The organism is uncultured Methanospirillum sp., assembly GCF_963668415.2.
Lineage (GTDB): Archaea > Halobacteriota > Methanomicrobia > Methanomicrobiales > Methanospirillaceae > Methanospirillum.
Map to the genome: position 1 here is coordinate 2,266,293 of NZ_CAXXDL010000001.1, position 25,148 is coordinate 2,291,440.

28 protein-coding genes and 1 tRNA gene are annotated in these 25,148 nt (G+C 47.9%); 14 read left to right on the forward strand and 15 right to left on the reverse strand.

All coding sequences use genetic code 11. The features are described 5' to 3' along the window. Positions 1-16 precede the first annotated feature (16 nt). Together ACHZA2_RS10640 and ACHZA2_RS10645 are read right to left on the reverse strand one after the other, a co-directional pair. Entirely contained in the window at positions 17-898 is an 882-nt protein-coding gene (locus ACHZA2_RS10640) for an AAA family ATPase (protein WP_394698550.1), read from the reverse strand. A gap of 458 nt (positions 899-1,356) precedes the next feature. Then, positions 1,357-2,547 (reverse strand): cation:proton antiporter, encoded by a 1,191-nt coding sequence (locus tag ACHZA2_RS10645; RefSeq protein WP_319579686.1) that lies wholly within the window; start codon positions 2,545-2,547, stop codon positions 1,357-1,359. Between the two features lie 559 nt (positions 2,548-3,106). Here ACHZA2_RS10645 and ACHZA2_RS10650 point away from each other — a divergent pair. Together ACHZA2_RS10650 and ACHZA2_RS10655 are read left to right on the forward strand one after the other, a co-directional pair. Then, positions 3,107-3,808: a hypothetical protein gene (locus ACHZA2_RS10650; RefSeq protein ID WP_319579687.1), complete on the forward strand. Its 702-nt coding sequence runs from the start codon at positions 3,107-3,109 to the stop codon at positions 3,806-3,808. Positions 3,809-4,015: 207 nt separating this feature from the next. Next, complete coding sequence (locus ACHZA2_RS10655; RefSeq protein WP_319579688.1) at positions 4,016-4,639, forward strand: LytS/YhcK type 5TM receptor domain-containing protein; 624 nt, start codon at positions 4,016-4,018, stop codon at positions 4,637-4,639. Positions 4,640-4,676: 37 nt separating this feature from the next. Here ACHZA2_RS10655 and ACHZA2_RS10660 read toward each other — a convergent pair whose 3' ends face one another. The 4 genes from ACHZA2_RS10660 to thiI all read right to left on the reverse strand — a co-directional run bounded on the left by ACHZA2_RS10660 (position 4,677) and on the right by thiI (position 8,079). After that, the gene (locus tag ACHZA2_RS10660; RefSeq protein ID WP_319579689.1) at positions 4,677-5,594 is read right to left on the reverse strand and encodes a hypothetical protein; all 918 of its coding nucleotides are present in this window, start codon (positions 5,592-5,594) and stop codon (positions 4,677-4,679) included. Positions 5,595-5,793: 199 nt separating this feature from the next. After that, positions 5,794-6,120, reverse strand: a complete 327-nt coding sequence (locus ACHZA2_RS10665) for a hypothetical protein (RefSeq protein WP_319579690.1) — start codon at positions 6,118-6,120, stop codon at positions 5,794-5,796. Between the two features lie 8 nt (positions 6,121-6,128). Continuing rightward, positions 6,129-6,932 carry an ATP-dependent sacrificial sulfur transferase LarE gene (gene larE / locus ACHZA2_RS10670; RefSeq protein WP_319579691.1) on the reverse strand — a complete coding sequence of 268 codons (804 nt, stop codon included), beginning with the start codon at positions 6,930-6,932 and terminating at the stop codon, positions 6,129-6,131. Between the two features lie 49 nt (positions 6,933-6,981). Further along, entirely contained in the window at positions 6,982-8,079 is a 1,098-nt protein-coding gene (thiI, locus tag ACHZA2_RS10675; RefSeq protein ID WP_319538840.1) for a tRNA uracil 4-sulfurtransferase ThiI, read from the reverse strand. 273 nt (positions 8,080-8,352) lie between these two features. Here thiI and ACHZA2_RS10680 point away from each other — a divergent pair, with 273 nt between their 5' ends. The 6 genes from ACHZA2_RS10680 to ACHZA2_RS10705 all read left to right on the forward strand — a co-directional run bounded on the left by ACHZA2_RS10680 (position 8,353) and on the right by ACHZA2_RS10705 (position 12,128). Then, the gene (locus ACHZA2_RS10680; RefSeq protein WP_319579692.1) at positions 8,353-8,814 is read left to right on the forward strand and encodes a hypothetical protein; all 462 of its coding nucleotides are present in this window, start codon (positions 8,353-8,355) and stop codon (positions 8,812-8,814) included. Positions 8,815-9,098: 284 nt separating this feature from the next. Then, positions 9,099-9,293 (forward strand): hypothetical protein, encoded by a 195-nt coding sequence (locus tag ACHZA2_RS10685; RefSeq protein WP_319579693.1) that lies wholly within the window; start codon positions 9,099-9,101, stop codon positions 9,291-9,293. Positions 9,294-9,422: 129 nt separating this feature from the next. After that, positions 9,423-10,223 (forward strand): HesA/MoeB/ThiF family protein, encoded by an 801-nt coding sequence (locus ACHZA2_RS10690; protein ID WP_319579694.1) that lies wholly within the window; start codon positions 9,423-9,425, stop codon positions 10,221-10,223. 66 nt (positions 10,224-10,289) lie between these two features. Then, positions 10,290-10,688 carry a molybdenum cofactor biosynthesis protein MoaE gene (locus ACHZA2_RS10695; protein WP_319579695.1) on the forward strand — a complete coding sequence of 133 codons (399 nt, stop codon included), beginning with the start codon at positions 10,290-10,292 and terminating at the stop codon, positions 10,686-10,688. Then, positions 10,651-11,847, forward strand: a complete 1,197-nt coding sequence (locus tag ACHZA2_RS10700; protein WP_319579696.1) for an aminotransferase class V-fold PLP-dependent enzyme — start codon at positions 10,651-10,653, stop codon at positions 11,845-11,847. Before ACHZA2_RS10695 ends, ACHZA2_RS10700 begins: the two co-directional genes overlap by 38 nt. Beyond that, positions 11,844-12,128: a hypothetical protein gene (locus tag ACHZA2_RS10705; protein WP_319538834.1), complete on the forward strand. Its 285-nt coding sequence runs from the start codon at positions 11,844-11,846 to the stop codon at positions 12,126-12,128. The genes ACHZA2_RS10700 and ACHZA2_RS10705 overlap by 4 nt, the downstream gene beginning before the upstream one ends. Positions 12,129-12,305: 177 nt before the next feature. Here ACHZA2_RS10705 and ACHZA2_RS10710 read toward each other — a convergent pair whose 3' ends face one another. The 3 genes from ACHZA2_RS10710 to ACHZA2_RS10720 are packed head-to-tail and all read right to left on the reverse strand — an operon-like array spanning position 12,306 to position 14,535. Continuing rightward, positions 12,306-12,995 (reverse strand): ABC transporter ATP-binding protein, encoded by a 690-nt coding sequence (locus ACHZA2_RS10710; protein WP_319579697.1) that lies wholly within the window; start codon positions 12,993-12,995, stop codon positions 12,306-12,308. Beyond that, entirely contained in the window at positions 12,992-14,116 is a 1,125-nt protein-coding gene (locus ACHZA2_RS10715; RefSeq protein ID WP_319579698.1) for an ABC transporter permease, read from the reverse strand. The genes ACHZA2_RS10710 and ACHZA2_RS10715 overlap by 4 nt, the downstream gene beginning before the upstream one ends. Before the next feature lie 41 nt (positions 14,117-14,157). After that, positions 14,158-14,535 (reverse strand): hypothetical protein, encoded by a 378-nt coding sequence (locus ACHZA2_RS10720; protein ID WP_319579699.1) that lies wholly within the window; start codon positions 14,533-14,535, stop codon positions 14,158-14,160. Between the two features lie 233 nt (positions 14,536-14,768). On the opposite strand from ACHZA2_RS10720, the gene ACHZA2_RS10725 reads away from it, so the two are divergent. From ACHZA2_RS10725 to cysS, 6 genes are all read left to right on the forward strand, one after another. Beyond that, the gene (locus ACHZA2_RS10725; RefSeq protein WP_319538830.1) at positions 14,769-15,362 is read left to right on the forward strand and encodes a thiamine-phosphate synthase family protein; all 594 of its coding nucleotides are present in this window, start codon (positions 14,769-14,771) and stop codon (positions 15,360-15,362) included. Positions 15,363-15,372: 10 nt separating this feature from the next. After that, entirely contained in the window at positions 15,373-16,416 is a 1,044-nt protein-coding gene (locus ACHZA2_RS10730; RefSeq protein ID WP_319579700.1) for an AIR synthase family protein, read from the forward strand. A gap of 197 nt (positions 16,417-16,613) precedes the next feature. Then, positions 16,614-17,819, forward strand: a complete 1,206-nt coding sequence (locus tag ACHZA2_RS10735) for an aldo/keto reductase (RefSeq protein WP_319579701.1) — start codon at positions 16,614-16,616, stop codon at positions 17,817-17,819. Positions 17,820-17,878: 59 nt separating this feature from the next. Beyond that, a complete protein-coding gene (locus tag ACHZA2_RS10740; RefSeq protein ID WP_319579702.1) occupies positions 17,879-18,523 on the forward strand; it encodes a TetR/AcrR family transcriptional regulator in 645 nt (214 codons plus the stop codon). 121 nt (positions 18,524-18,644) lie between these two features. After that, positions 18,645-18,718: transfer RNA gene (locus ACHZA2_RS10745), tRNA-Cys, on the forward strand. Between the two features lie 18 nt (positions 18,719-18,736). Further along, a complete protein-coding gene (gene cysS, locus ACHZA2_RS10750; RefSeq protein WP_319579703.1) occupies positions 18,737-19,996 on the forward strand; it encodes a cysteine--tRNA ligase in 1,260 nt (419 codons plus the stop codon). A 90-nt stretch (positions 19,997-20,086) separates the two neighbouring features. Here the strand turns inward: cysS and cysK are convergent, their stop codons facing one another. The 6 genes from cysK to mtrA (ACHZA2_RS10780) form a co-directional block, all read right to left on the reverse strand. Then, positions 20,087-21,037 (reverse strand): cysteine synthase A, encoded by a 951-nt coding sequence (gene cysK, locus ACHZA2_RS10755; protein ID WP_319579704.1) that lies wholly within the window; start codon positions 21,035-21,037, stop codon positions 20,087-20,089. 228 nt (positions 21,038-21,265) lie between these two features. Beyond that, positions 21,266-22,264 carry a serine O-acetyltransferase gene (gene cysE / locus ACHZA2_RS10760; RefSeq protein WP_319579705.1) on the reverse strand — a complete coding sequence of 333 codons (999 nt, stop codon included), beginning with the start codon at positions 22,262-22,264 and terminating at the stop codon, positions 21,266-21,268. Between the two features lie 163 nt (positions 22,265-22,427). After that, the gene (mtrH, locus tag ACHZA2_RS10765) at positions 22,428-23,450 is read right to left on the reverse strand and encodes a tetrahydromethanopterin S-methyltransferase subunit H (RefSeq protein WP_319579706.1); all 1,023 of its coding nucleotides are present in this window, start codon (positions 23,448-23,450) and stop codon (positions 22,428-22,430) included. 13 nt (positions 23,451-23,463) lie between these two features. Next, positions 23,464-24,207, reverse strand: a complete 744-nt coding sequence (gene mtrA / locus ACHZA2_RS10770; RefSeq protein WP_319579707.1) for a tetrahydromethanopterin S-methyltransferase subunit A — start codon at positions 24,205-24,207, stop codon at positions 23,464-23,466. Continuing rightward, positions 24,207-24,410 (reverse strand): tetrahydromethanopterin S-methyltransferase subunit F, encoded by a 204-nt coding sequence (locus tag ACHZA2_RS10775; RefSeq protein WP_319579708.1) that lies wholly within the window; start codon positions 24,408-24,410, stop codon positions 24,207-24,209. The genes mtrA (ACHZA2_RS10770) and ACHZA2_RS10775 overlap by 1 nt, the downstream gene beginning before the upstream one ends. After that, positions 24,410-25,147 carry a tetrahydromethanopterin S-methyltransferase subunit A gene (gene mtrA, locus ACHZA2_RS10780; RefSeq protein WP_319579709.1) on the reverse strand — a complete coding sequence of 246 codons (738 nt, stop codon included), beginning with the start codon at positions 25,145-25,147 and terminating at the stop codon, positions 24,410-24,412. The genes ACHZA2_RS10775 and mtrA (ACHZA2_RS10780) overlap by 1 nt, the downstream gene beginning before the upstream one ends. Position 25,148: the final 1 nt, after the last annotated feature.

Below are 25,148 nucleotides of genomic sequence, written 5' to 3' on the forward strand. Positions count from 1 at the left end.
TTTTATCCCCTTTCAATTACGTGGCTGCAGCTGCTCTTCCTGACTGGTGAGAACCCTCCTCCTTTTTATCAAGGAGGCGGTCTGACCATGATTCAGCCCATCCTTTCAGTCCTTCCGCGTCAAGCGGGGCAGGAACATACTTCTTCTCGTTGGCTATGATCGCTTTTGCAAGCTTGCGGTAGACATCAGCCTGCTCTGAGTCAGGGTCATACTCAACCGCTGTCTGTCCACGAAGTTCACTCCTCGTGATGGTGATCGATCTCGGTACATACTCGGCGATGGTTGTCCCGGTCTGGGCAGCGAAATCATCGATGATCTCCTTGTGGATCGGCAGGGAAACCGAGTTTGCGATGATGCCTGAGAAGAGGGCTCCTCCACTGTTGGCATACTTCTTAATCCCCTTGAAGAGGTTGTTTGCAGCGTATACTGCCATGAAATCGGCAGATGTTACCGTATACACCTGCTCTGCAACACCCTCACGGATTGGGACCGAGAATCCTCCACAGACCACATCGCCGAGGACGTCATAGAGGACAACATCAGGCTTGTACTCCTCGAAGATCTTCTTCTGTCTGAGCAGTTCGATAGCTGCGATGATTCCTCGTCCTGCGCAGCCTACCCCCGGCTCTGGTCCTCCGGCTTCAATACAGAGTACTCCTCCGAATCCCTCGTACACGATGTCTTCGATCTCGACCTTCTTGCCGCTCCTGATGGCGTCAAGAACTGACGGGATTGATTTTCCTCCACGGAGGTTGTTGGTCGAATCACTCTTCGGGTCGCATCCTATCTGGATGACCTTCAGGCCACTGTCAGCAAGAGCTGCACTGATATTGGATGTCGTCGTTGACTTTCCAATACCGCCCTTTCCATAGATGGCAATATTTTTGGTTCCGGTCATGGTATCTCCAAATTCTGATACCAAGGTCATCATGACAAAGGATAAACCGAAAGAATGGTGCAACTGATGGCTGTATCTCTCAAATGATGGAAAAGATGCGGCAATTATTGTAGGCCTCAGCTCTCTCCAGAGAAATCCAGGGTGAAAATAAGGTTCTTTTAAGTACAGATCTCATACTGGCTGGTGAGATCTCAACTCCTGTGATCAGGGTTCATGTTCCCTGATTCTGAAGAATCTACACGTGAATGCCGATCGCGCTATCAGATACGGATCCAGGTACTTCACAACTACATGACCAGTAGATGTAACGGCAATATCCTGAAAAATGGTGTATTGGTTCAATCAGAGATCTCTGCTGAACCAGATCTGATATTCTCTGATTTGTTGATCTAATAACACAACGGGATAATAACAAGATTCTGGGATTGTATATGGCTGATAATAGATTACTAAAAAAGTTATGAACCATTCACCCCATTCTTACAGTCCCGGAAGAAACAGTTCCGGTAGATTAACGGAGTGAACATTGTTGTAAGCAGGCTCATGATGATGATAGTGACATAGATACCCTGGTTTATTACCCCTTCCTGCAGCCCGATTAATGCGACAATCATTGCGACCTCTCCCCGGGGTGCCATCCCAAATCCGACAATGAGTGACTCCTTAACACCCATACCACTGAAATATGCCGGAACTCCACAGCCGATTAATTTGGTCACTACTGCAATTATTGTCAATACAACAAGGAATATGGCAATATCAGATGTTATTGCTTTCAGATCAACCATAATTCCAAGTGAAACAAAGAATATTGATGCAAAAATGATCTGGAGATACCCTGCTCCTTCTTTTAGATCATGACCCTGTTTCAGTTTGATCTCGTTGAATGAAACACCAGCGATGAATGCACCGACAATCGCTGATAACCCAACCATTTCAGAAAGAATTCCATAAACAAATGCCATCATCATCGCAAATATGAAGGTGAACTCCGGGTATTTTCCGGCAAATGGTGTTTCGTCAACGTATTCGATAAACCGGGAGATGATCAGAACCCCTACTGCCGCTCCGATAATGACAAATGCCACCGCTTTGATTGCCATAAATGCAATTGATATTCCTGATATCGATCCGCTGGCAGCTTCATTGCTGATGGATAGTGCAAGGAGACTCAGAATATCATCGATAACAGCCGCACCGATGATTGCTTTTGCTGCATTGGTCTGGAGCTGGTCAAGTTCCTGAAGAACATTTGCCGTAATTGCGATGCTCGTTGCGGTGAGTGCTGTCCCGATAAAGATCGCACTGGTTCCTGAGTACCCGAAGAGAATTGAAATACCATATCCTCCGATCCAGGGAATAATCACTCCGACAAGGGCAATTATTCCGTTTCGAATCTGCATAATCTCATGCAGTTTAAATTCCAATCCTATCACAAAGAGCAGGATCACTGCACCCAGATGGGCAAGACTACTCACAAAATCCGTGTACTGAATCCATCCGAGAACACTCGGACCAACGAGAATCCCGACGAAGATAAGCCCGATTACTGCGGACTGGTTAATTCGAGAGGCTATCAGATAACCAGCAAGGGCAACAAGCAGAAGCAGACTCATCTGAAATTCAGGTGAAATAAATAACTCTTCCATGGTATCTCCCAGCTAAGGCCCCATCTTCGGGGTCTGGAATCATATAATGTGATACGTTTGCTCTCCGTGGAAAAAATAGATTCGAAATAATCCTGATTGTACTTGAGATAATCATACTCGAAAAGGAAAAACCATGAGCAATACATCCACGAGCAATAGTTGGTATGTATCCTCTATGTCAAAGACAGAACGCGCTGAACAAAAAAGCGATTCTCCGAGTAATATTCTGTCTTACATTGGAAAAAACCATTTGGCGTGGGCAGAACCTCAACAACCATGATTCGGAGGGATTCCTGTAACCTGATGAATGAAAAATCAGGATCATGTATGGGGGAGATCGGAATCGGAGATCACCATGCATATCCTGATTCGTATCCTGTTCCTACAGGATCTGCTCTCTTATGTACAGGGTATGCCCGGGATATCATGAGTTCCGAATAAAAACCCCAACGGTGCCCCGTTGGGGGCCCCAGGTAGGACCGGTGAAAAGGACTTTTTCATGCAAAATTATAATACATAAGGTGGAAACCCCTATTCTATTATAATTGAGGAGACTGGAATGAAATTCGCGATTATGTGTGGAATTTTCCTGATATGCCTCCTATGTCTATCAGGTATGGGAACGGCTGATCAGGCACCTGGCGTGATTAACCAGAGTGAAAAGATCTGGAATGGTACCTGGGAATCTGAAGGGTATTCTCTGTATATCCAGCAGAGTGATTCAGAAATCAAAGGATATTATGAGCCTTTTAATATCTCAAGCCAGGATCCCGGGCTGCTTGAAGGGGTTCTCTCATCTGATGGCAGGGTTTTTTCCGGAACATGGTCTGAAACCGGTCCCATTGCGTTTGTGTTGACTTCTGATAAGTTGTCATATACCGGGGCTGGAAATGTCCGCCCTGATGCCAGCCTGAACTCATCTGGATCATACGCTACAATAGGAACAAGGATGGAATCGTCGTTTGATCCTGAACAACTCTGGAATGGTTCATGGAAGACAGATCGGGTAATAAATACATTCATTCAGAATGGAGTAACAGTTACCGGTTCATATGCCCCATTGCCTGATACAGGAGATGAACCCGGGACATTTACCGGAACTGTCTCTGAAGATGGAACAACACTCTTTGGAAACTGGAGTGAGAGTGGAAATTTCTCATTTACTATATCTAAAGATGACCGGTACTGGAATGGAACCTATGATATGGCACAAAATTCTTCTGCAGGAGCTGACTCGTGGAATGCAACAAAGGTTCTGTGATCAGGTTTGATACCCCCAATGGTGCCCGTTGGGGACCTGGGCAGGGCCGATAAAGGGCTATTTCATGTGAAATGGCGAGGGGTTTGAACCAGGGATTCAATCTCTGGAATAGAGATCTCTTCCTCTCCATGTAACCGCCAGAGCAGCAACATTTCAACCGAATTCATTTTTATAGTACTCCTTCAGAAATGAGATTACGGCAAATTCATGAATGTATCATTCGATATGGTGGTTATCCTCATCCAGATGGCCTGTGTTATCGTGGTTGTTGCCCAGGTCGTCACGGCTTCACCATTTCTCAGACTAACCCTTCTGCAAAAAGGAACATGGAGACAGATCCTGGTCATTGCTATTCTCTTTGGTCTTCTCTCAATCTATGGGACATATTCAGGTCTTGAGATCCTTGGTGCAAAGATAAATATCAGGGATCTCGGTCCCATGATTGCAGGTCTCATCGCTGGTCCGTATGCAGGTATTGGTGCAGGCCTCATCGGAGGGATCCAACGGTATTCGATCGGTGGTATCACCGCAATTCCCTGCTCTCTGGCAACCATCCTGGCAGGTCTCATTGGTGGTTTGATCTATCTGCGATCAGGGAAACGATTCTGTGGTGTTCGTACTGCTGTCTGTTTTGCTATCCTGATGGAGGGCCTCCATATGCTTATGCAGCTCTCGATGGTTCAGCCATTTTCGGTTGCATATGAGATTGTCGCCACCTCTGCTATACCAATGATCGTGGCAAATGCCCTTGGAATGGCCGCATTTTCAATAATTGTTACAGATTACCTGGCCCGGATGAAAGAGAAGGGTGCTAGTGAAAAAGGTGATTGAGGAGTTATTCTGCAATAATGAATAATGGTACCTATCATTAGGCCAGGGTACTTCCACTTGTTGTATCGATCAGGGCTCCTTTATTCTCAAGTGCAAATATGCCCTCGACACAGAACCGGTTGAACGGGCACTCCTCAAAGTGTTGACATCGGGCTCTCTTTCCGTCCCGATGTGAGCATCCGTTCCGTGAAAGGCTACGAAGGGCTTCTGTAAGGCCAAATGTGGTGATTGACGCTCCTTCAGACCCGGTTTGTGTCAGTGCCTCCTCCCAGAGCTCCCTGACCTTTTGAGATATCAGTGACATCTGCCCCGAGTACGAACCATATACAAGTCCCAGGGCTATACTTGCCCTGACGATGTGGATATCGGTGAGGAGAGGGATTTTATTGAGGTTTACAAGTTCCTCTATCCCTGCTTCACTCTTGAGCAGCGACAGCCATAACTGCCCTTTCTTCTCACCGATGAAATGCTGAAAGTCGTACACCTCATGATACCGGGCCGGTATCATCCGGCTCAGGATTTCAGGTCCGTCCCACTGGCATGAACTGAGGAAATTTTTTGGATCCCCTCCCCACTTCTGAAACAGGTATGTGCCGGCGTTCTTCCAGATCTCAACATTTTTATTCTTGGTGCCTTCCATGTTGAGATTTTTCAGATCATATCTGACCTGATCCACCTCTTCACTGAACAGTGCCTCAGGTGAGAAGAGGTATCTCGTCTGTTCAGCCTCATATGCCTGCCTCGATGAGTCCCAGAGTGCAGGAGAGTTACTCCCGTTGTCAATCGAGAGCGTGAGTGTGATGAAGATGATATGCTCGATAGATCCAACCGTCACCCCCTGAGGTGGAGCATAATTTCTGGTCTCCTCCGGAGCTAAGAGCCCTGAGTTCTCAATCGCATCAGGTAGTGCACGAGTGATATCTATTGCCCTGTTTATACTGTATTTCAGACTCATTCTGCTACCGTCTGTTATTACGTATAAGCATCACAGAGATCCTGGAAATCCGAAAGAGCTGCTCATGCTCAATACGTTTATCTGTCAGGTTTATCATGGTATTCGACTCTTTCAACCCGTCCAACTCCTCAACACTTTTACATCGGACGACACATATTCTGCTGTTGTTGTGCCGGTAATTCTACAAAATTTACCGGATTTAATGAGTAGTATTCTGCAGTTCTTCAGTCTCAATCACCTCTATTGAGATATTTCCACAGTCTTTTGCAAACTGAATAAACGCCTGAAGGTTTTCTGAGTGAATCGACCTGAGTGATCTGGGAATGTATATGCGAATTATCCGGGTTTTTTCAGACTTTTTCTGTTGATCTGATACTATCTGACGTATCGCCGAGATGATCATACCGAAGTTGATTCGTTTGATGACCCGTACATGTCCGATAGACAGATCATCTATCCATACCCGAAATCGGTCAGAAGTCAGGATGACTCTGGTGGTATCCTCTTCTTCTCCGGTTTCGGTCATATATCACGTTATGGCAGCACTTCGTCCATGCTTCCTGATCGGTATCCCCGAAGGTCGAGTGTGACATACGAGAATCCGATACCCCGAATTTTCTGCTCTATCTCTGTTTTCAGGGCCATGAATTTGATCATATCATCAGGCAGCAGTTCGATCCGTGCGATATTTCCATGATGGCGTACTCTGACCTGGGTGAATCCGAAGCCCTTCAACACTTCTTCACTCTCCTCGATCATCTGCAGTTTTTTATCTGTTATCTCGTCGCCATACGGGATACGGGAGTACAGGCATGCAGAAGATGGCTTGTCCCAGAACGGGAGTCCTTTCTGTCGTGCGATCTCCCTGATATCCTGTTTTGTGATCTCTGCCATAATGAACGGATGAATCACGCCGCATGAACTGAAGGCATCGATTCCGGGACGGTGCTCTCCCAGATCAGAGATGTTTGCTCCGTCAGCAATTGAGTTACTTCCATATCGCCGGGCTGCTTCTACAAGAGTCTGGTATGTTCCGATCTTGCAGTGTCTGCACCGGTCTGACGGATTGATCTGTTTCAGGTCTTTTGAAAGTGATTCACCCTTGATTATCTCAATGTTCAAACCGAGTGCTGTAGCGGTAGATATTGCTTCTGCAACCCCTCTACGTGGGACTTCAGGTCCGTCTACAAGGACACAGCGGGCGTTTTCAGTGCCGAGTGTCTCCAGTGACAATGCAGCCAGGAGTGAACTATCCACTCCTCCTGAGTATGCGATCAGGATCGGTGCATGTTCTTTGAGTATCCCTTCGAGTCTGGAGAGTTTTGTTATAAGATCCATGGGTTTGTTCCTGCAGGATATCCTATCTGGAGAGTTATCTAAAGAATTTTCACTCGCTGTACAGGGTATCTTCTATCTCTTGTACTCTTTCCCGCTCTGATGTTGTTGCAGGTTTGAACGGGATGGCACAGCAGCAGGACGGGACCTGCATGATCGAGAGATCGAATGTCCCGATCTTTCGTGCCATGATGATCGTCTCCTCTTTATCATATCCGATGAGCGGACGATACACCGGCACATCTACTGCATCATCAAGGACAAAGAGGTTGTCAAGTGTCTGGGATGCGACCTGGGCCAGGGATTCACCGGTAACGATCCCCTTCGCCCCTGATTTTCGGGCGATGTCCTCAGCAATCCGGTAGAGGTGCCGTTTACAGAGGACACAGGCATACTTCTCAATTCCCTTCTTTTTGAGTTGCATCCGGTTTGCATACACCTGACCGTCATCGATCACATGGAGAGAGAGATCTGGCTGATACCTCTTGAGATGCTCGACAATGAGACGTGCCCTCTCTTCTGAACTGTCATCATGAAACGGAGCAATCTTGATGTACACCGGGATTATTTTACATCCCCGTTTCATCATCATGTACATTGCAACCGGTGAGTCGATACCACCTGAGTGAAGGGCAACAAGGGTTCCTGATGCACCGGGGGGCACTCCTCCCGGACCCGGGAATATTTCAGTGTAAAAGTAACAGTTCTGTTCCCTGACTTCAATATACAGTTCGTACTCCGGATTTTTGAGATCTGCACGTAGTTCAGGGTGAAAACTCCTCAAATAATCTCCGAGATCCCGTGCCAGCTCCTGAGAGGTGAAGGGGTGCTCACCGGTCCGGTGAACTCTGAGTGCAAACGTAGATGCCTTGCCGATGCCCGTCTCTGCAGCATACCTTGCTGTCTCCTCTTTTATGTCAGAAAGGGATGCTTTTTTGCATGGTGAGAAGGAGTGGACACCGAATGTGTATCTGAGCTGGTCAGGATCAACGGGGCCTGATATCCATATCCGTCCCCGCTCTCTGGTCACAGAACAGTCAGGCAGCCTGCCTGCCAGTGAGCGGATCAGGATATCCTCCCATGATCTCCTGACCGGTTCGCTCTTTAGAAATATTTCAGAATATCTAACTAACCAAATATCAGTCTTCATACAAGTTCCGTTCAGATATAATCAGAATCTCTTGTCAGGCAGATGTCTGTCATCAACCCTGCCGGGATTCAAGTTGAATACATCTTCTCCCTTCGTGATTAAAAGGTATGGGAATGAGGCAATGTCGACTGAATGGGCATAAATCGCAATGATTTCTGATTGTATCAGGTTTTGAAAATCCAGGGGAAGAGTTGGCAATCCTCTGGCGATATCATTATCATCCTCCAGTGATATGTAAGCATCACGTGCGTGTTCACCGCACAGGGAGGAATCATGATTCAGATATGGCGCATCGTTGGAATGGTCATAGTATGTATCATGTTGGTAGGAGGGATAAGCCCCGCTATCGCTGACAGTATCTATGGTTACACCTTCAATCAGCATCTGTGGACTACGACCATAAACACGAATTCAAATAAGGACATCGAGTACGATGTCGACATGCCTGATGGCGCTGATTATAATCTGTACGTCTGGGATACCTGGGGTGAAACCTGGTATTCCTCCAAGGCAGATGGCAACACCGACTACATAATCGCACCACAGCACAAAGGATACAAGCATTACCTGTATCTGTATGCATACAAAGGGGAGGGAAAATGGGTGTTGTCCTGCGATGATATCGACTGGGTTCCCGGGACGATCAAGGATCTGGGACAATATACTCCGGCTGACATACAGGATCTGCTCAATAGTAATCCGGATTACTCAGATGAAGATTATTATGAGTATTAGAACCATCTGAACGATGGTTCCTCAGGTTCTTTTTTCCCTGGCGATATTGGCACTTCTGTTTGATACAAACCGTGGACGACAGGTTTGAAATAACTCCAATATCTGCATTTTTACGTGATGTACTTAGTCAGCCTGCTGACTACAATTATGTTGGATAATTCCCGATATGGATACATCAACGTCCCAAGGGGCAGATCTGTGTCAGGTAAGATCTGCCGCTACTGGTGGTGCTATGTGTCTGAAGAATGACTATTGTATGTTCACATGGTGGACACGAGGTAGAAATGAATCCTCATAAAAAAGCAGGAACTCTGGCCTCTCAGTCAGAGGATGGAGAACATATCCTGGGATACGGGGCAGGATCAGTGTATGAGATCCCATATCCCAGGGAACTCAGGCGAGGCAATTACTGTTGGCAGATGCGATATTCACATGCCATGTGTAATAGTACCAGCCTGATACCGATCTCTGTACAATAAACCTGTAATGTCCGCTTCGTATATGTCATTGCTATATGGGGGGGCCATGCCCTCCTCTGTTCCTACATATCTTCTGAAGATTGATGATTATCTCATGTATCGTGAATCATTTCTCTGTGTATCATCCTTATGAAGTCACCTGATCTGTCATCCGTTGGGTTGTCAGAGGATGAGAAGGAACGATACCTTCGTCAGATCCTGATATTTGGTTCAGAAGGCCAGGAGTCTCTTAAAAAAAGCCATGTATTCATAGCCGGCTGTGGCGGTCTCGGCTCCCCGATTGCCCTGTATCTTGCAGCTGCTGGAGTCGGAACACTGACTCTGGTTGATCAGGATACTGTGGTCTTGTCCAACCTGAACCGCCAGATTCTACACTGGTCTGCTGATATCGGGAGAGCAAAGGTGAGGTCAGGAGAGGAGAAACTTCGATGTCTCAATCCTGAAATATCCACCCACGCCATTCATGATTCTATTACCTATGAGTCTCTTCCTGTTCTTGCAAAAGGCGCTGATATCATCGTCGATGCTGTTGACTCAATGGAGACTCGTCTGATTCTTAACTCATATTCGGTCAGATTCAAGGTCCCGTTTGTTCATGGGGCTGTTCATGGACTTAAAGGTCAGATGATGGTGATAATGCCCGATGAGACCGCCTGCCTGCAGTGTCTTGTTCATCGTCCCATACGATATCCGGTCGTTCCGGTACTGGGGGTAACGGCGGGCATCATCGGGCTTATGGAAGCGAACGAAGTGATCAAACTGATCACCGGAACAGGCAGAGTTCAGGCAGGCAGACTTGTTCTCTGGGATGGGGAACAGGGAACTGTCGATAATCTCAAGGTCAGAAGAGACCCTTTCTGCCCGGTATGTAAACGATCTGAATCGTCTGATCGATCCAGCCAAGAGATCCATGGTAATCATTTTAGCTGAATCTTCACCGCATCTGCAGGATAGATCCATTATAGGAACAGATCCCAATAGTATAGGATAGAGAGTATGTACCGTCTACAAGAAGACCCCATCGATCTGACGCAGGTTTTTGAGGATATCGGGCCTGAAACAGGGGCTGTTCTCATCTTTGCAGGAACTGTGAGGAGTGACGGAATGGATATCCTGCGACTTGAGACAGATAAGGAAGAGGCTGAAAAAGAGATCCAGAAGATAATTTCAGAGGCTGAAGAGAAGTGGGATCTCACCCGTGTCCAGGTTATTCACCGGTACGGGCCGATGAAAGTGGGTGAAGTGATCGTGCTCATCACGGTTGCATCCGGCCATCGCGATGTTGCATATGCAGCATCACGGTATCTTATCGATGAACTGAAGGTCCGGGTTCCGATCTGGAAAGCAGAACTCTTTGGTGACAAGGTACGCTGGGTACCGGGTGCAGGAGAGTAATTTCATCGTGCAGCAGGCGAATCTTCGGGATCTTATCTACCTGAATAACGCTGCCAGTACCTGGCCAAAACCGGCATGTGTACTGGATGCTGTATCTGAAGCATCCCGTCTTCCTTATCTTGAATCCGGGAGAACGACACTGGAAGGTCAGGTCTCTTATCCTGATGAAGGAAGAGAGGCACTTGCTTCTTTCTTTCATACAAATGAACCGGGTGAGTATGTCTTCACCTCAAATGCGACAGATTCGCTCAATATCCTTATTCACGGGTTTGCTGCATCCCATGCCTCCCCGTTTCATGTGATCACAACCGAACTTGAACACAACTCTGTGATCCGCCCGCTTCTGTCCCTTAAAAAGGCGGGAAAAATCTCACTTACCATCGTGCCTGTAGATTCAGGTGGGCATATACATCCTGATTCAATCGCTGAAGCCATTACTCCGGAAACCAGACTTGGCATTATCAATCATGGCAGCAACGTAACCGGGGCAGTGCAGGATATCAGGGAAATAAGCCGTGTCCTTCATGATGGAGGGGTTTTTTCGATCTTCGACGGGTCGCAGACTGCCGGACAGATTCCAATCAGTCTCTCTGAAACATCTGCTGACGCTTTTGTCTTTACCGGGCATAAGTATCTCTTTGGAACTCCTGGCATTGGAGGATTTTTCCTCCGAACTCCTGAACCTGTCCTCCCACTAAAACAGGGGGGTACCGGGTTCGACTCTGCTTCCCCTGATCACCCCGGGGAGATGCCGGTACGGTTTGAGGCAGGAACTCCGAACTTTCCGGGCATTGCTGCAATGACAGCCGGGCTGCGGTACCTGTCTGATATCGGTTTTGATACGATAACCTCTCATCTCAGTTCAATGTCCGGGTATCTCTCAGAACGTATGTCACACCTTGATTCGCTGATACTGTATGCACCAAATCCGGATACACCGATCATTTCGTTCAATCTCTCTAACGTGGATCCAGAAGATATCGGCTTGATTCTTGGAAGAAAATACCATATCGTCACCCGGACCGGTCTTCATTGTGCCCCGTGGATTCACAAAAAACTTACTGGCGGGGCAGGCTGCGTCAGGATGAGCATGTCGTACCTGAATACCATGGAACAGTGCAGGATCGTGGCTGATATTATTGAGGAACTGGCGGCATGAAGATCATCAAATCACAGTTCTCATCAAAGTGTACGGACGGTGCAATCGTAACTGAATACACCTTTGATCTCCCGGTCGATGATGCCTTTCTTCAGTTTGTTCGGGCTGACGGCGATCTTTCAATCAAACAACTCGGAACAAATACTCTCTTTACCTTCTCCTGTGATCTCTTCTCAATGAAGGGAATGGTTGGGGATACCATAATCTATATCACGAACCGGAAAGAAAATTCCGAAAAAGTTCACCAGTTCCTGGAATCTGTCTTTGACACACCTGTGTGAGTTCTGAAATAAGAGCCGGATCACAGAATTGAATGTATTTCTGATCTGTACCTGGTACGTACCCATTCGGTCACGCTTGCATGAGATATCGAGCGAGGCGATTAACTCTATCTCCCTGGAACTGCGGTTTTTTGAATTCTACCACTTCAGGGCTTCAAAAAAGGGTTTTCAAGGATATCAGGTACAGGGAGAGCTTACCGGTTCTGTTCCGGTGAGCATACCGTCACGGATCGTAAATACCCGGTCAGCCCGGTTTGCCAGGTCGGTATTATGGGTCACAACGATGAGGGTGAGCCCCATTTCTCTGAGTTCTCTGAAAAGATCAAAGATCTTTTCTGAACTTGCTGAATCGAGATTACCGGTCGGCTCATCAGCCAGAATAATTTTTGGATCATTCATCAGGGCCCTTCCGATGGCAACACGCTGCATCTCCCCACCTGAGAGCTGATGTGGGAGGTGATCCCCACGGTGAGCAAGACCAAGCATCTCCAGGATTGTCTCGGTCTTCTCAGGATCCGGTTTTTTCCTGCTGAAGAGCAGGGGAAGTTCAAGGTTTTCCCTGGCTGTCATTGTAGGAATAAGGAAGAACTGCTGAAAAACGAACCCAATGCTATCTCTTCGTATGATGACCCTCTCTCTCTCTTTGAGTCTTGTTACGTCAGTTCCATCTATCATCACGGTCCCACCGGATGGAGCATCCAGAAGTCCGAGGATGTTCATGAGCCCGGTCTTTCCTGATCCTGAAGGACCCACGATAGAGACAAATTCTCCTGCTTGTATTGATAAACTCACCCCGTTGAGGGCATGAATCTCTTCACTTCCCCGATGGTATACTTTGGAGAGATCCCGGGCTTCAATCAGGTTCATTCAAACTCACTCCTGATGGCTTCCATGGGACTGAGTCGTGATGACCGGATAGCCGGGTATAATCCACAAATCAGACCTAATATGACTGAAAACAACAGGCATTCTCCAATCAAAACTGGTTCTATGGCGATGAGACTTCCTGCCGGAGCGTAGGGAATATTTGATCTGACAAACTTCTCGATCATTCCAGCTCCGACAAATGATCCGAATATACCCAGGATTCCACCTGCGGTTGTAACCAGGATCGTCTCTATCATGATCATGATCCCGATATCTGTTCCTGATGCCCCGATAGCCTTCATCATCCCGAACTCGCGTGAACGCTCATGAACTGACATCAGGAGCGTATTCATGATCCCAAATGCACTGATCACAATTGCGACCGCGATCAGAGAGAAGAGGAGTGTCCGTGCAGATCCAACAAGATTCATGATGGTTCCTGATATCTGTGACATCGTTACAACCTGCGTATCAGGAATCTTCTCTATCTCATCAGATACAGAAGCAACCTCTTTTGGATCCTTCACGAGAACAGCAATGGTATTGATCCTCCCCTCCTTTTTGAAGATACGCTGCGCCTCATCTATTGGAAGGAAATGCGACTGGTCATCCTGCCCTCCGGTTTGCTCAAGAATTCCTACGATGGAAAAATGCTCTTTTGCCTGCCCTATCGGGATTGTATCTCCAACTTTTGCACCATCAAGTTCTGCAAGTGCGGATCCGATTACCATGACGTTCTTTTCATCATCTGTAAAAAATCTCCCCTGAACTTTCCACCAGGGTTTGATCTTCTGCATCTCGGCGCTCTCGATCCCGTACACCACGTGAGATTTTCCGTTATTGGTAAATTGCTGCAGGAGCATCGGCGTTGCTATCTCAACCCCGGTAGTACTCCTGATAGTCTGCAGGTTTGATTCATTCAGGTACTTCGGAATTACTCCGCCATGCATGACAAGACTTGCAGCCTCATAAGGGCATCCTTTTGGAACTGCAAGAAGACTTACCCCAAGGCTGTTCATCTCACCTGAAAGTTGTCTCTCATATCCTGCATTAAACGATAACAGGGAGTAAAGGACAGCAATAGCAATAGCAACTCCTATGATGGTGAGAAGAGTTCTCACCCTCCTCCTCCTGAGGTTTTTTACTGCCAGTGACCAGAAGTTCATGAGTAGTGCGTTCCTTCAACATCGACGCTGCTTCCGATAAGGGCGATGTCATTGTCTTTTACAACTACCTTGCCTGTCACTGCAACCTTTTTTCCCATAGATGGTGGGATAACAAAGTTGTTCGGCTTCAGGTCGACATAGAGGTCACCGCTCTCATCTGACATGATAAACCAGCAGCCGGACCCGCATTGCGACGTGATCTTCCCCTCTACGATAAGGATCTGGTCGGTGAATTTATCAGCACCGGTAAGCAGGTCACTGATACTCACTTTTTCAGGTGCAGGGATGGTCTGGTCTCCTGTCTGGTCAGCAAAACATCCGACACAGATTGCGATGATTATAAGGGCTCCTGGTATGATTACTTTTGAATTCATATTTTCTCCAATTGAAAGAGGGTTGAATCTGGTATCGTTCGGTTTCCGTCGAGCAGATACCACTCGTCTTCTGATCTGAATCAGGTTCATTCTGTAGTAATAAATGAATTCTCACAATTTCAGCTACATAACGGAGTGTCATTGGTTTCGGGCAATTACCTGATTCATCTGGTTCTTTGTATGAAAACCTACAATATGGATTCTGACCGATGTAATCACGCGAGTGATTTCACGTGTCTGATGAACTGGTTGAATTATACGGCTACTTCTCCCTTGCACTGGAGAAGATAGAGCAATGCAGGGAGTTTGGTCTTCTGATCCCTGAAGTCAGGACAAATCTTGTGTATGCCAGGAAGTCTGCAAGAACCAGGGATGATGTACTGGCTGTTGACGGGAGAATTACAGTAGTCAACGGAATGCCTCATGCAGCCGGCCGTCCCCGGCTTGGTGCATCGAGTCATATGGCACGTCTCATCATCGAACTTGCCAAAGTTGATCCCTCATATCGTGCCGGAATTGACTTCATGAACAATCCTGAGTTTGCCATATGGCTCAAAGACTACTGCGCCTCTAAGGGATGGGCCTTCTCGGTGATTGACCGAAGCAACGAACCTGAAGAGGTGAAGGAGAAGGAATGCGGGTCAATGCCCTGGAAAGTTGCTGAAGCAGTACGTGCATGTGGTGGTGTTGCTCCAAAAGTCTTCTACGAGACTGGAGCAGTAGGAAAGGAGCCAGTTACTGTGCTGGTTGGGAAAAACCCAATTGAGGTCGTTGATCAGGTCATTGAACTTGCTCATCAGTACCTGACAGAAAAATCAAAACGGTAGAGGTATCATTTTGACAGACAGGCTTCCAAAAATCGGAAAGATAGATACTGGTATATTCAATTCATTTCTTCAGCACAGGCTTGGAGCTCCCGATTCATCAGTTATCGTTCCACCCCGTACCGGGATAGATGCAGGGGTTATCTCGCTTGGCAACGGCGAAGTTCTTATCGTGGCCGAGGATCCGATATTCGCGATTCCGGGTCAGCCTCTTGAGATGTTCGGGTGGTATACTGTTCATATCGGTGCCAGTGACGTTGCGGTGATGGGAGTTGCTCCCCGGTACATGACTTATTCCCTGTTGCTTCCTCCCGATACCCCTGATGATGATCTCAAGGAAATTGTCAATTCTATCCATCAGGCCGCTTCAGAACTTGGTATCGCGATTGTGGGTGGGCATACCGGGTACTACCCGGGATTTGCAGCTCCTACTATCGGGGGTGTGACGGTCTTTGCAATCGCCAAGGAAGACTCGTATGTAACTCCGGCAGGAGCCCATCCGGGAAATGTGGTCATCCTTACAAAAGGGCCGGCAATAGAGACGGCAGGCCTCCTCTCCGTCCTGCGTGAAAGCGATCTTCTTGCAACATATGATACCAACCTCGTTCACCGTGCCCAGGCCCTCTGCAAAAAGATGAGTGTTGTTCAGGATGCGTTGATTGCAATGAAAACCGGAGCGGTGACAGGTATGCATGACGCAACTGAAGGTGGCGTTATCGGAGGGTTATTTGAGATCGCTGATGCCAGTGGGGTTGGGATGGTGATCGATGAGTCTCTCTTTGTCTATCCGCCGGAAGTGAAGATGGTCTGTGAACATTTCGAAATTGATCCGGTAAAGGCGATTGCTGAAGGTTCCCTTCTGATCACTGCAGAGAAGGAAGGGGCGGACAAGATCATTTCAGTCCTTAAAGAGAACGGGATTGCGGCATCGGTGATCGGGTACGTCACTGAGAATTGTGATCAACGGGTGATCACCCGGCTTGATGGAACCGAGATCCCGCTCGCGGTACCAGAACAGGATCCGTTCTGGCCGGTCTTTTTTGAGAGCGTATCATAATACAATACTGATACAATACCTCCAGGATCCCGACATCTTCTCCATTTTTAATATTAAAACTCAAATCAGGTGCGAGGCATGGTCCGTCCTCCCTGTGATTGTTCCAAAAGATATATGTGGAATCATTTGCATATTGAGTGGTCAGTCTAGACTGATCACTCTAATGGGTATCAGGCATTCCACGGAGAAGTAATCATATGCAGTACCGGCATGTTCAAAAGAATGGTGATTCTCTTTCTGTACTCGGATTCGGGGCGATGCGGCTCCCTACAAGAAGAGGGAGAATAGATGAAGAACGGGCAAAAACCCAGATCCGCAGTGCCATTGATGCGGGTGTCAACTACATCGATACCGCGTTCATGTATGGAGAGAGCGAGAGGATATTAGGAGATGTACTTCAGGACGGGTATCGGGAGAAAGTAAAACTTGCAACCAAACTTCCTCCATGGCAACTACAAAAGCCAGAAGATATGGAGACAATTCTGAATGGTCAGCTTAAAAAACTCCAGACAGATCACATCGATTACTATCTTCTCCATGCTCTTGATGCAAACAACTGGAAGAAGTTTCAGGATCTCGGAGTTATTGAATTCCTGGAAAAGGCCAAGGCAGCAGGAAAGATCATCAACATCGGGTTCTCATTTCACGGTCATCGAAAGACCTTCAAAGAGATCATTGATGCATATGACTGGGTGTTCTGCCAGATTCAGTACAACTTTCTTGATGAGGATATCCAGGCCGGGAAAGAAGGGTTGCTTTATGCAGCATCTAAGGATATTGCAGTCATAATCATGGAGCCTCTGCGGGGAGGTGTCCTGACCCAGAAAATCCCTTCTGAAGTTACAAAGATCTATAATTCTGCTGATAAAAAACGCTCCCCCGCAGAATGGGCTCTCAGATGGGTCTGGAATCATCCTGAAGTAACAGTAGTCCTCTCCGGGATGAATAATGAGGCACATATTGCAGAAAACATTACAGCATCAGAAGATGCCTTTGCTGGATCCCTGACCCCTGAAGAACTCTCCATGATGAATGAGATCAAAAATGTGTACCGAAAATTGATGAAAGTGGCATGTACCGGCTGTTCGTACTGCATGCCCTGTCCATTTGGAGTAAATATTCCCGAGTGCTTCTCATTTTATAACACGTATTACATGGCAGGGAACCGGCTGATAACAAGAGGGATGTACGGGTTTCGACTCATGGGAGCGATGGGAGGAACAACATCTCATGCCTCGCTCTGTAAAAACTGCGGTAAATGCGTCTCCCTGTGTCCCCAGCACATTCCCATACCCGGTGAACTCAAGAATGTATCAAAGACGCTCAGTGGCTGGAGAACAAAAATACTGCTACCGCTGGTTAAAATGATGGTTAGCAGGAAAAAACTGGATAATTCTGCATAGACACAGGTCATTATCCTGGGATATATTTTCAGTTTTAAAAAATAATAATAAAAGAGAAGATGAGTCCACCCCGAGCTGAAAGGCATTCAGAAACCGCAGACGTTCCACTTGGAAAACGTGAAATTATACTGAATGTTGCCCTTCATCTCTTTACAAGCCAGGGGTTTCATGCAACCCCCACCTCACAGATCAGTAAGGAGGCAGGGATCTCCACCGGGACGCTTTTTCACTATTTCCCTGATAAAAACAGCCTTTTTGAACAGTTGTATCTCTCGATTAAGAAGGATATGGCTGAAGCGATCAGAACCTGTGATGATCCTGATCTCGATCCAAGGACCAGACTTGAGCGGTGCTTTCATGGTTTTGTCACCTGGGGGATCTCAAACCATGAGAAATTTCTCTTTGTCGAGCAGTTCTATCACTCTCCAAGTATCTCTGAAGAAGTCATGCGTGAAGCCCATGCTGAATTTGCCTGGATGAATCAGATATCTGAAGAGGCGATTGCCAAGGGACTGATCCGTGATCTTCCTCATGAGTTCTATCTTGTCATGGTCTCTCAGATCATGTTTGGCGTTGTTAAACTGATTGCAGCCGGAGAAACAGGCCTGTCTTCAGAAAAATTGATCAGTCTAGGGCTTGACCTCATCTGGCGGAATACCGGGTCTGATGACAAAATTGCCTCTTCTGTAAAGCTTAATATCTGAAGAGTCCTACCTTTTTTGTCGTATCTGGTTCGGACAGAGCAGTCAGAATTAAAAGGAAATTACGAAGCAGCCTGTTCTCCTGTTCCAGGTAATAACTGCGTGAATGCGGTTATTCTTCAATGCCGGTGTGGCAGAGTGGATGAATGCCTTCGCCTGCAAAGCGAATGTTTGGGGGTTCGATTCCCTCCGCCGGCGTAAACTGGAGAGATTATTTTGCAGTTATACAGTACACTATCAAAGACCATCGAACCGCTTGAGACGCTCTCCCCTGATCGGGTTTCGATGTTTGTCTGCGGCCCTACCGTGTATGACTACTCACACCTGGGCCATGCCAGAACGTATGTGGTCTTTGATGTACTGGCAAAGTATCTCCGCTGGACCGGGAAAGAGGTCTTTTACCTGCAGAATATCACCGACGTGGATGATAAGATCATCGACCGGGCTGCGAGAGAGCAGGTCTCCCAGGCATCGCTCTCACGGCAGTTCGAGCGTGAATATATCAGGGATATGCATTCTCTCGGTGTTGATGCAGTGAGTTACTATGCCAGGGCAACCACCCATATACCCGAAATAATCAGTCAGATCGAACGGCTAGTCAGGAAAGGCGTGGCATATACTACAGATACCGGTGTTTACTTCAATATTGATACATTTGAACGCAATGGTGAGTTGTCCGGACAGAAACGGGATAAGAGGGTCAGCCGTGTTACTGATGTGACCAAGCAGAACCCTGAAGATTTCGCTCTCTGGAAATTCGGAGAGTGGGGTGAATATACCTGGGATTCTCCATGGGGAAGGGGCAGACCCGGGTGGCATATCGAGGATACGGCAATCTCTGAAAAATACTTCGGCCAGCAGTATGACATTCACGGTGGAGGACTTGATCTCATCTTTCCCCATCATGAGGCCGAGATCGCCCAAATGGAATCGCTTGAGGGAAGGCATCCGATGGTGCGGTACTGGCTCCACACCGGCTTTTTGACAGTAAAAGGTGAGAAGATGTCGAAATCACTCGGCAATTTTGTCACCATCAGAGATGCCCTCAAATTATGGAACAAGGATGTATTACGGTATTATATCCTCCTTTCGCATTATCGATCTCCGCTTCAGGCAACCGATGAGGGATTAGCCAGTGCTGAAAAAGCCCTGGAGCATATTCGTGCTATAGCAACACACGACAGCGGGGCAAACCTCGAAGGAAGAAAGGCGTTTACTGATGCGATGGATGCAGATCTCAAGACTCCTATGGCACTTGCTGCAATCCAGTCTCTTGCATCTGCAGGTGATATCACTGCTCTGACAGAGTATGGTGAGATTCTTGGGATAAATTTCCTACGAGAAAAAAGCGTGCCTCTTGCAATACTACAGGATATCAGATCAGAGCTGAGGACCAGGAAACAGTTTGAACTGGCAGATCTGATCCGTGAGAAGATGGTCAGTGCCGGCATAACCATTACCGATTCTCCATTATAACTCCTCATTACTCAGTTTTATCAACTATACCCTATTAACAAAATTAAAAGGCACGAATAAAATAAAAAAGAATTGTGTGGGTTATTTTGGTTATTCCTGGTAATCGAAGAGATCTGTTGAGAGGTATCGTTCTCCGGTATCCGGAAGAATGGCAACGATCAGTTTACCGGCGTTCTCCGGCAGGGATCCAAGCTTCACTGCTGCTGCCACTGCTGCTCCTGATGATGGACCTGCAAGAATACCCTCTTCTGATGCCAGCCGGCGTGCATACTCATAGGCCTCTTCATCGGTGATCTGAATCACCTGGTCAAGCAGATTCACTCCAAGCACATCAGGGACAAATCCCGGACTGATACCCTGAATCTTGTGCTTTCCTGGTTTACCACCGGAGATAACCGGCGATGCAGCAGCTTCAACAGCGATGGCCTTGAATGATGCCTTTCTTGGCTTGATAACCGACGCGATACCGGTGATGGTCCCTCCTGTTCCTGCTCCTGCAACAACGATATCAACCTGCCCGTCGGTATCGTTCCAGATCTCTTCTGCAGTTGTTCTCCGGTGGATCTCAGGGTTTGCCGGATTCTTGAACTGCTGGGGAACAAGGTAACTGTCAGGGTGTTCCCGGTGGATCTGTTCTGCCAGGTTTACCGCTCCTGTCATTCCTTCTGCTGCTGAAGAGAGGATGAGGTCTGCTCCAAGGGCCTTGAATATCTTCCTTCTCTCGACACTGAACGACTCCGGCATCACTAATATCAGCCGGTATCCCTTTGCAGCCGCAACAAATGCAAGAGCGATTCCGGTGTTACCACTCGTCGGCTCAATAATGGTTGTCCCCGGTTTAATGAGCCCATCGCGTTCTGCTGCCTCAATCAGGGCAACACCCAGCCTGTCCTTCACGCTCCCGAGCGGGTTGCGTGATTCCTGTTTCACCAGAATTGTTGGTGGAAATGTCTGGGTACTTAATCCCTTGGTTATACGGTTAAGACGGATGAGTGGTGTGTTTCCTATCGTTTTGGTAATATCATTGTAAATTCGTCCCATGATGCCCTCCGGCAGAATACGTACGTTCTCCAGGGTCATTAAAAGCCCTGGGGCAATATCACAATTGTGACATTCGAACATACTATTCTCAAGGGTATGGTATATAGTATTCCAAACCGGAAAAAAAAGCCTCGATGCCGGTAGTGGCTATTTTCTGAAAAATTGGTCTCTATTGGGATTCTTTGTGTCTTCAGGATGGTGATAACAATACCGCTTCGGGAAAAAAGATCAGGGTTCTATCTGCTTTTCATCCTCTGTATTCACTTTGTAATGGATCAACGGATTAAGACAGGTCTCTGCCTCCCAGGGATCATGGATAACCTCCACCTTCACGTTGCTGATCCAGGTGATCAACTTAAGTCTGGTCTCAACCTGGTTTACGAGGTACTCAAGCAGGGGACATGACTCGGTGTTGAGTGCCATCTCCACGTCCACCTCTTCTCCGGTGATCTTCACTGATCTGATAAGGCCCACATCAACCACATTATGCCCGATCTCAGGGTCGATGATCTGCCTGAGTGCAACCCAGATCTCCTCTTCCCGATCTGACACCGGGGTTATCGGTGCATGTTGCCTGATGCATACCAGTTCCTTCTCAAGCTTACTGATCTTCTCTTCGAGAGAACTCTGACGTTCAAGCATCCGGCTGATAACCCGGAGTGTCGGGTCAGGCATGGCATTGTCCCTGATGTCATCCTGAGTCGTTCTCCGTTCAAGGCCTGCAATTCTTCCTGGAACTCCGACAACAGTAGCTCCTGGTGGAACATCCCTGACCACGACAGCACCAGCCCCGACTTTTGCATAATCCCCAAGATTCACCGGACCAAGCACCGCTGCACCGGACCCGATAACAACACCTTTCCCAAGCGTCGGATGCCGCTTTCCTTTCGTCAGGGTTGTTCCCCCGAGCACTACGCCCATATAGAGCAGCACATCATCACCAACTTCAGCTGTCTCCCCGATTACAACCCCCATGCCATGATCGATAACTACTCGTCTCCCGATTGTTGCACCTGGGTGGATCTCGATACCTGTAAAAAGTCTTGAGATATGAGAGATAAAACGTGCAGTAAGCCGATTTTCTCTGAGCCAGAGCCGGTGTGCCACTCTATGTATGGCAAGGGCATGCAGCCCGGGATAACAGAATAAAATTTCGATTCTACTCCGTGCTGCCGGATCTTTCTGTAGGATAATGTCGATATCTTCCCTGATACGTGCACCAATCATAATTTCATATCCCAAGAGCGGTTGTGGTCACAATTGTGACTATTGGCGTACTGATTACCCTGACGTGTGAATAATCATTCGCATCGCGGAAAGAATTACCTCACGGGTCAGGCAGGTCTCTGGTAAGTATACAATAAGACCGGGTATCAAAAAAAGAGCTGGATTATACCAGCTTGTTGATTGGGTGGTTTGGCTCTTTGATGTCGCCACCAAGTTCACGGAGGGTCTCTGCGAGAACGATATCAGTGAATGCCATTGATGTTGCAGCGGCTTCACAGTTCTCGATTGGACCGAACATAAGCAGATCTGCACCGAGCGTTCCTGCCATAATGTTACATCCGATATCTGGTGCTGACCATGCTGCCTGACGGATACCCTCAACACCGCCGAAGTGGTGGTGGCCCATCTGTTCAAGCAGTACGCCTGCGTCTTTATACCGGTCAATGATACCGTTCTTTCTCCAGCGCTTGAGCCAGGTCCAGGAAACGGTCATGTTGTGGTATGCACCACCGGTTGGCAGACCGTGGATTGCCTTGCATGCAAGGATCTCACGGAATGAGCCACCAGAACCGAGACCGAGTGGAGTTGCTGCAGTGTCGAGGATTGGGCGCTTGATACCTGCTTCCTCGGCGATTGCGATCATGGATTTCTCCTGACCTGCAACACCACCATCAGTCAGCACCTTCTCACGACCGCGGACACTTGCGTCACCGGGGTTGAATGCGAGAACGATTGCTGCATCGACATCGGACTTCTTGATAGCCTCGATGTTCTCTGGTCCGATTGAACCGTTGATCGAGTTGTAGACTGCACGGTCTGCGATACCGACTTCGGTAACGTACTTGCATGCATGTGCAAGTGCTGACGGTGCAGAGGAGTCCATCAGGAATGGGAACTCATCATCGATCTCGGTGAACCAGCTGAAGTAGCTCTCGAAAGCCTCGCCGTACTCGGCGATGATCTGGCAGAAGTACCAGTTGCCAGTTGCATCGTAGAGCTCAAGACACCTGTTCCAGAGTGCCTCTGCTTTGGCCTTGTCAATCTTACCAGTGTGCTCGTCGAGCACGGTCTCGTGCTTGTTATAGAAGATCGATGCACCAAGCACACGTGGGTATTCTCCAGGCTGTCCTCCGATCTTGTGACCGTTGAAGTCAAGGACCGTCTGTTCCTTCTCAAACATGAACATCTAACATCACCTCTTATTTTGCGATCAAATGAAGCAGTTTTGGCAGTAATTCTGTCACAATGACATATGTCATCAGACCTGCAACAATACCGTACAGAATACCGATATCACGTCCGACCTTGCGGCCGACACGCTGGGTCATTTCTCCGTTAACGAACTCAAGTTTCGTCTCTATTGCATCGAGTTTTGCCTCGATCTCAAGGAACTGTGGGTTTGCAGTGGCTGATACAGCGGCTCCGCCTCCTCCTTCTTCCTTGATCTCAACGACCATTGGTCCGCCTGGGAATACACCGGGGTCACGTGCTGTGAGTTCGCTGATCTTCGCGGAGATAGCGCCGATATCCTCAGCCTCCATGACGTCAACGATCTCAACCTGCTCCTGGAACCGCTTGATGTTGTCTGCAGTGAGGTTCTCAATGAATGGAATTGCACCCTTGGAGCCGACGATCTTACCGCCGTTCACTCCGTCCTTGTGCAGAGCGATGAGACTCTGACCGGAAAGGTGACCCTTCACTTCAGTACCACAGGTCAGAACAAACCTGATGTTCGGGTTTGAAATGACGTTTGCAATTACCTTCTCAAGTCCGAGGTTCTCGGTCTTACAGGATCCGGCGATTGCAGCTCCTGCATTGCAGATTGCCTGCTCGTCAAGGTGTGAACCCATGGTGATAACTGCAACCGGACTTTTTACGTCCCCGGTGTGGAAATCACCCTGTACGATTGGCCAGCCAGATGCTGCGTCTCCCTTGTCTGCCATTACAGTACCCCCAGAAGGACTGGAACTACCATCAGAAGTGCTACTGCAAGACCGATGGCAAACCCGATGAGACCGGAGTCCATAGCACCAGATTCGAGTTTGTTTGTTCGTGCAAGGATCTGTCCCTTGTATTTAATATCAGAGACCATGGCCTCGATAGCTGCCATTCTGACCGGACCTGATTTCTTCTCGTCGTCTGCCATTATGCCACCCCGTGTCCCATAAGAAGGAGTCCGACAATCACAAACGAGACGATGAGACCGATCATCAGACCCTCGACTTTTCCTCCATAAACACCAGCTGCAAATTTGTCCTGGTATCCTATGTCGGTGACGAGCATCTGGATGGTCTTCATCCGGGCGTGAATCAGTGCAACTTCAGCAGACATCGGACGGACTTCTGCCCCTTCCGCGTCGCCACTTCCGCCGCTCTCATCCTTGATCTCAACGATCATTGCCTCAGCGTCGAATGCGCCTGGATCCTTGGCCTTGAGTTCATTGATTTTTGCTGAAACGACGCCGATATCTTCTGCTTCCATGATATCGACCATCTCAACCTGATCCTGGAACCGCTTGATGTTTTCAGCGGACAGGTTCTCGATGAACGGGATAGCGCCTTTGGATCCGACGATCTTACCGCCGGTAATCCCTCCCTGGTGCAGAGCGATGAGACTCTGTCCTGAGAGGTGACCCTTGACTTCTGTACCACAGGTCAGAACGTATCTGATGTTCGGGTTTGAGATGATATTTGCAATAACTTTCTCAAGTCCGAGGTTCTCGGTCTTACAGGATCCGGCGATAGCCGCTCCTGCATTACAGATCGCCTGCTCGTCAAGGTGTGAACCCATGGTCACGACTGCGACCGGGCTCTGGGGATCTCCGGTATGGAAGTCACCCTGAACAATCGGCCAGCCACTGGCCGGTGATTTTTTGTTTGCCATC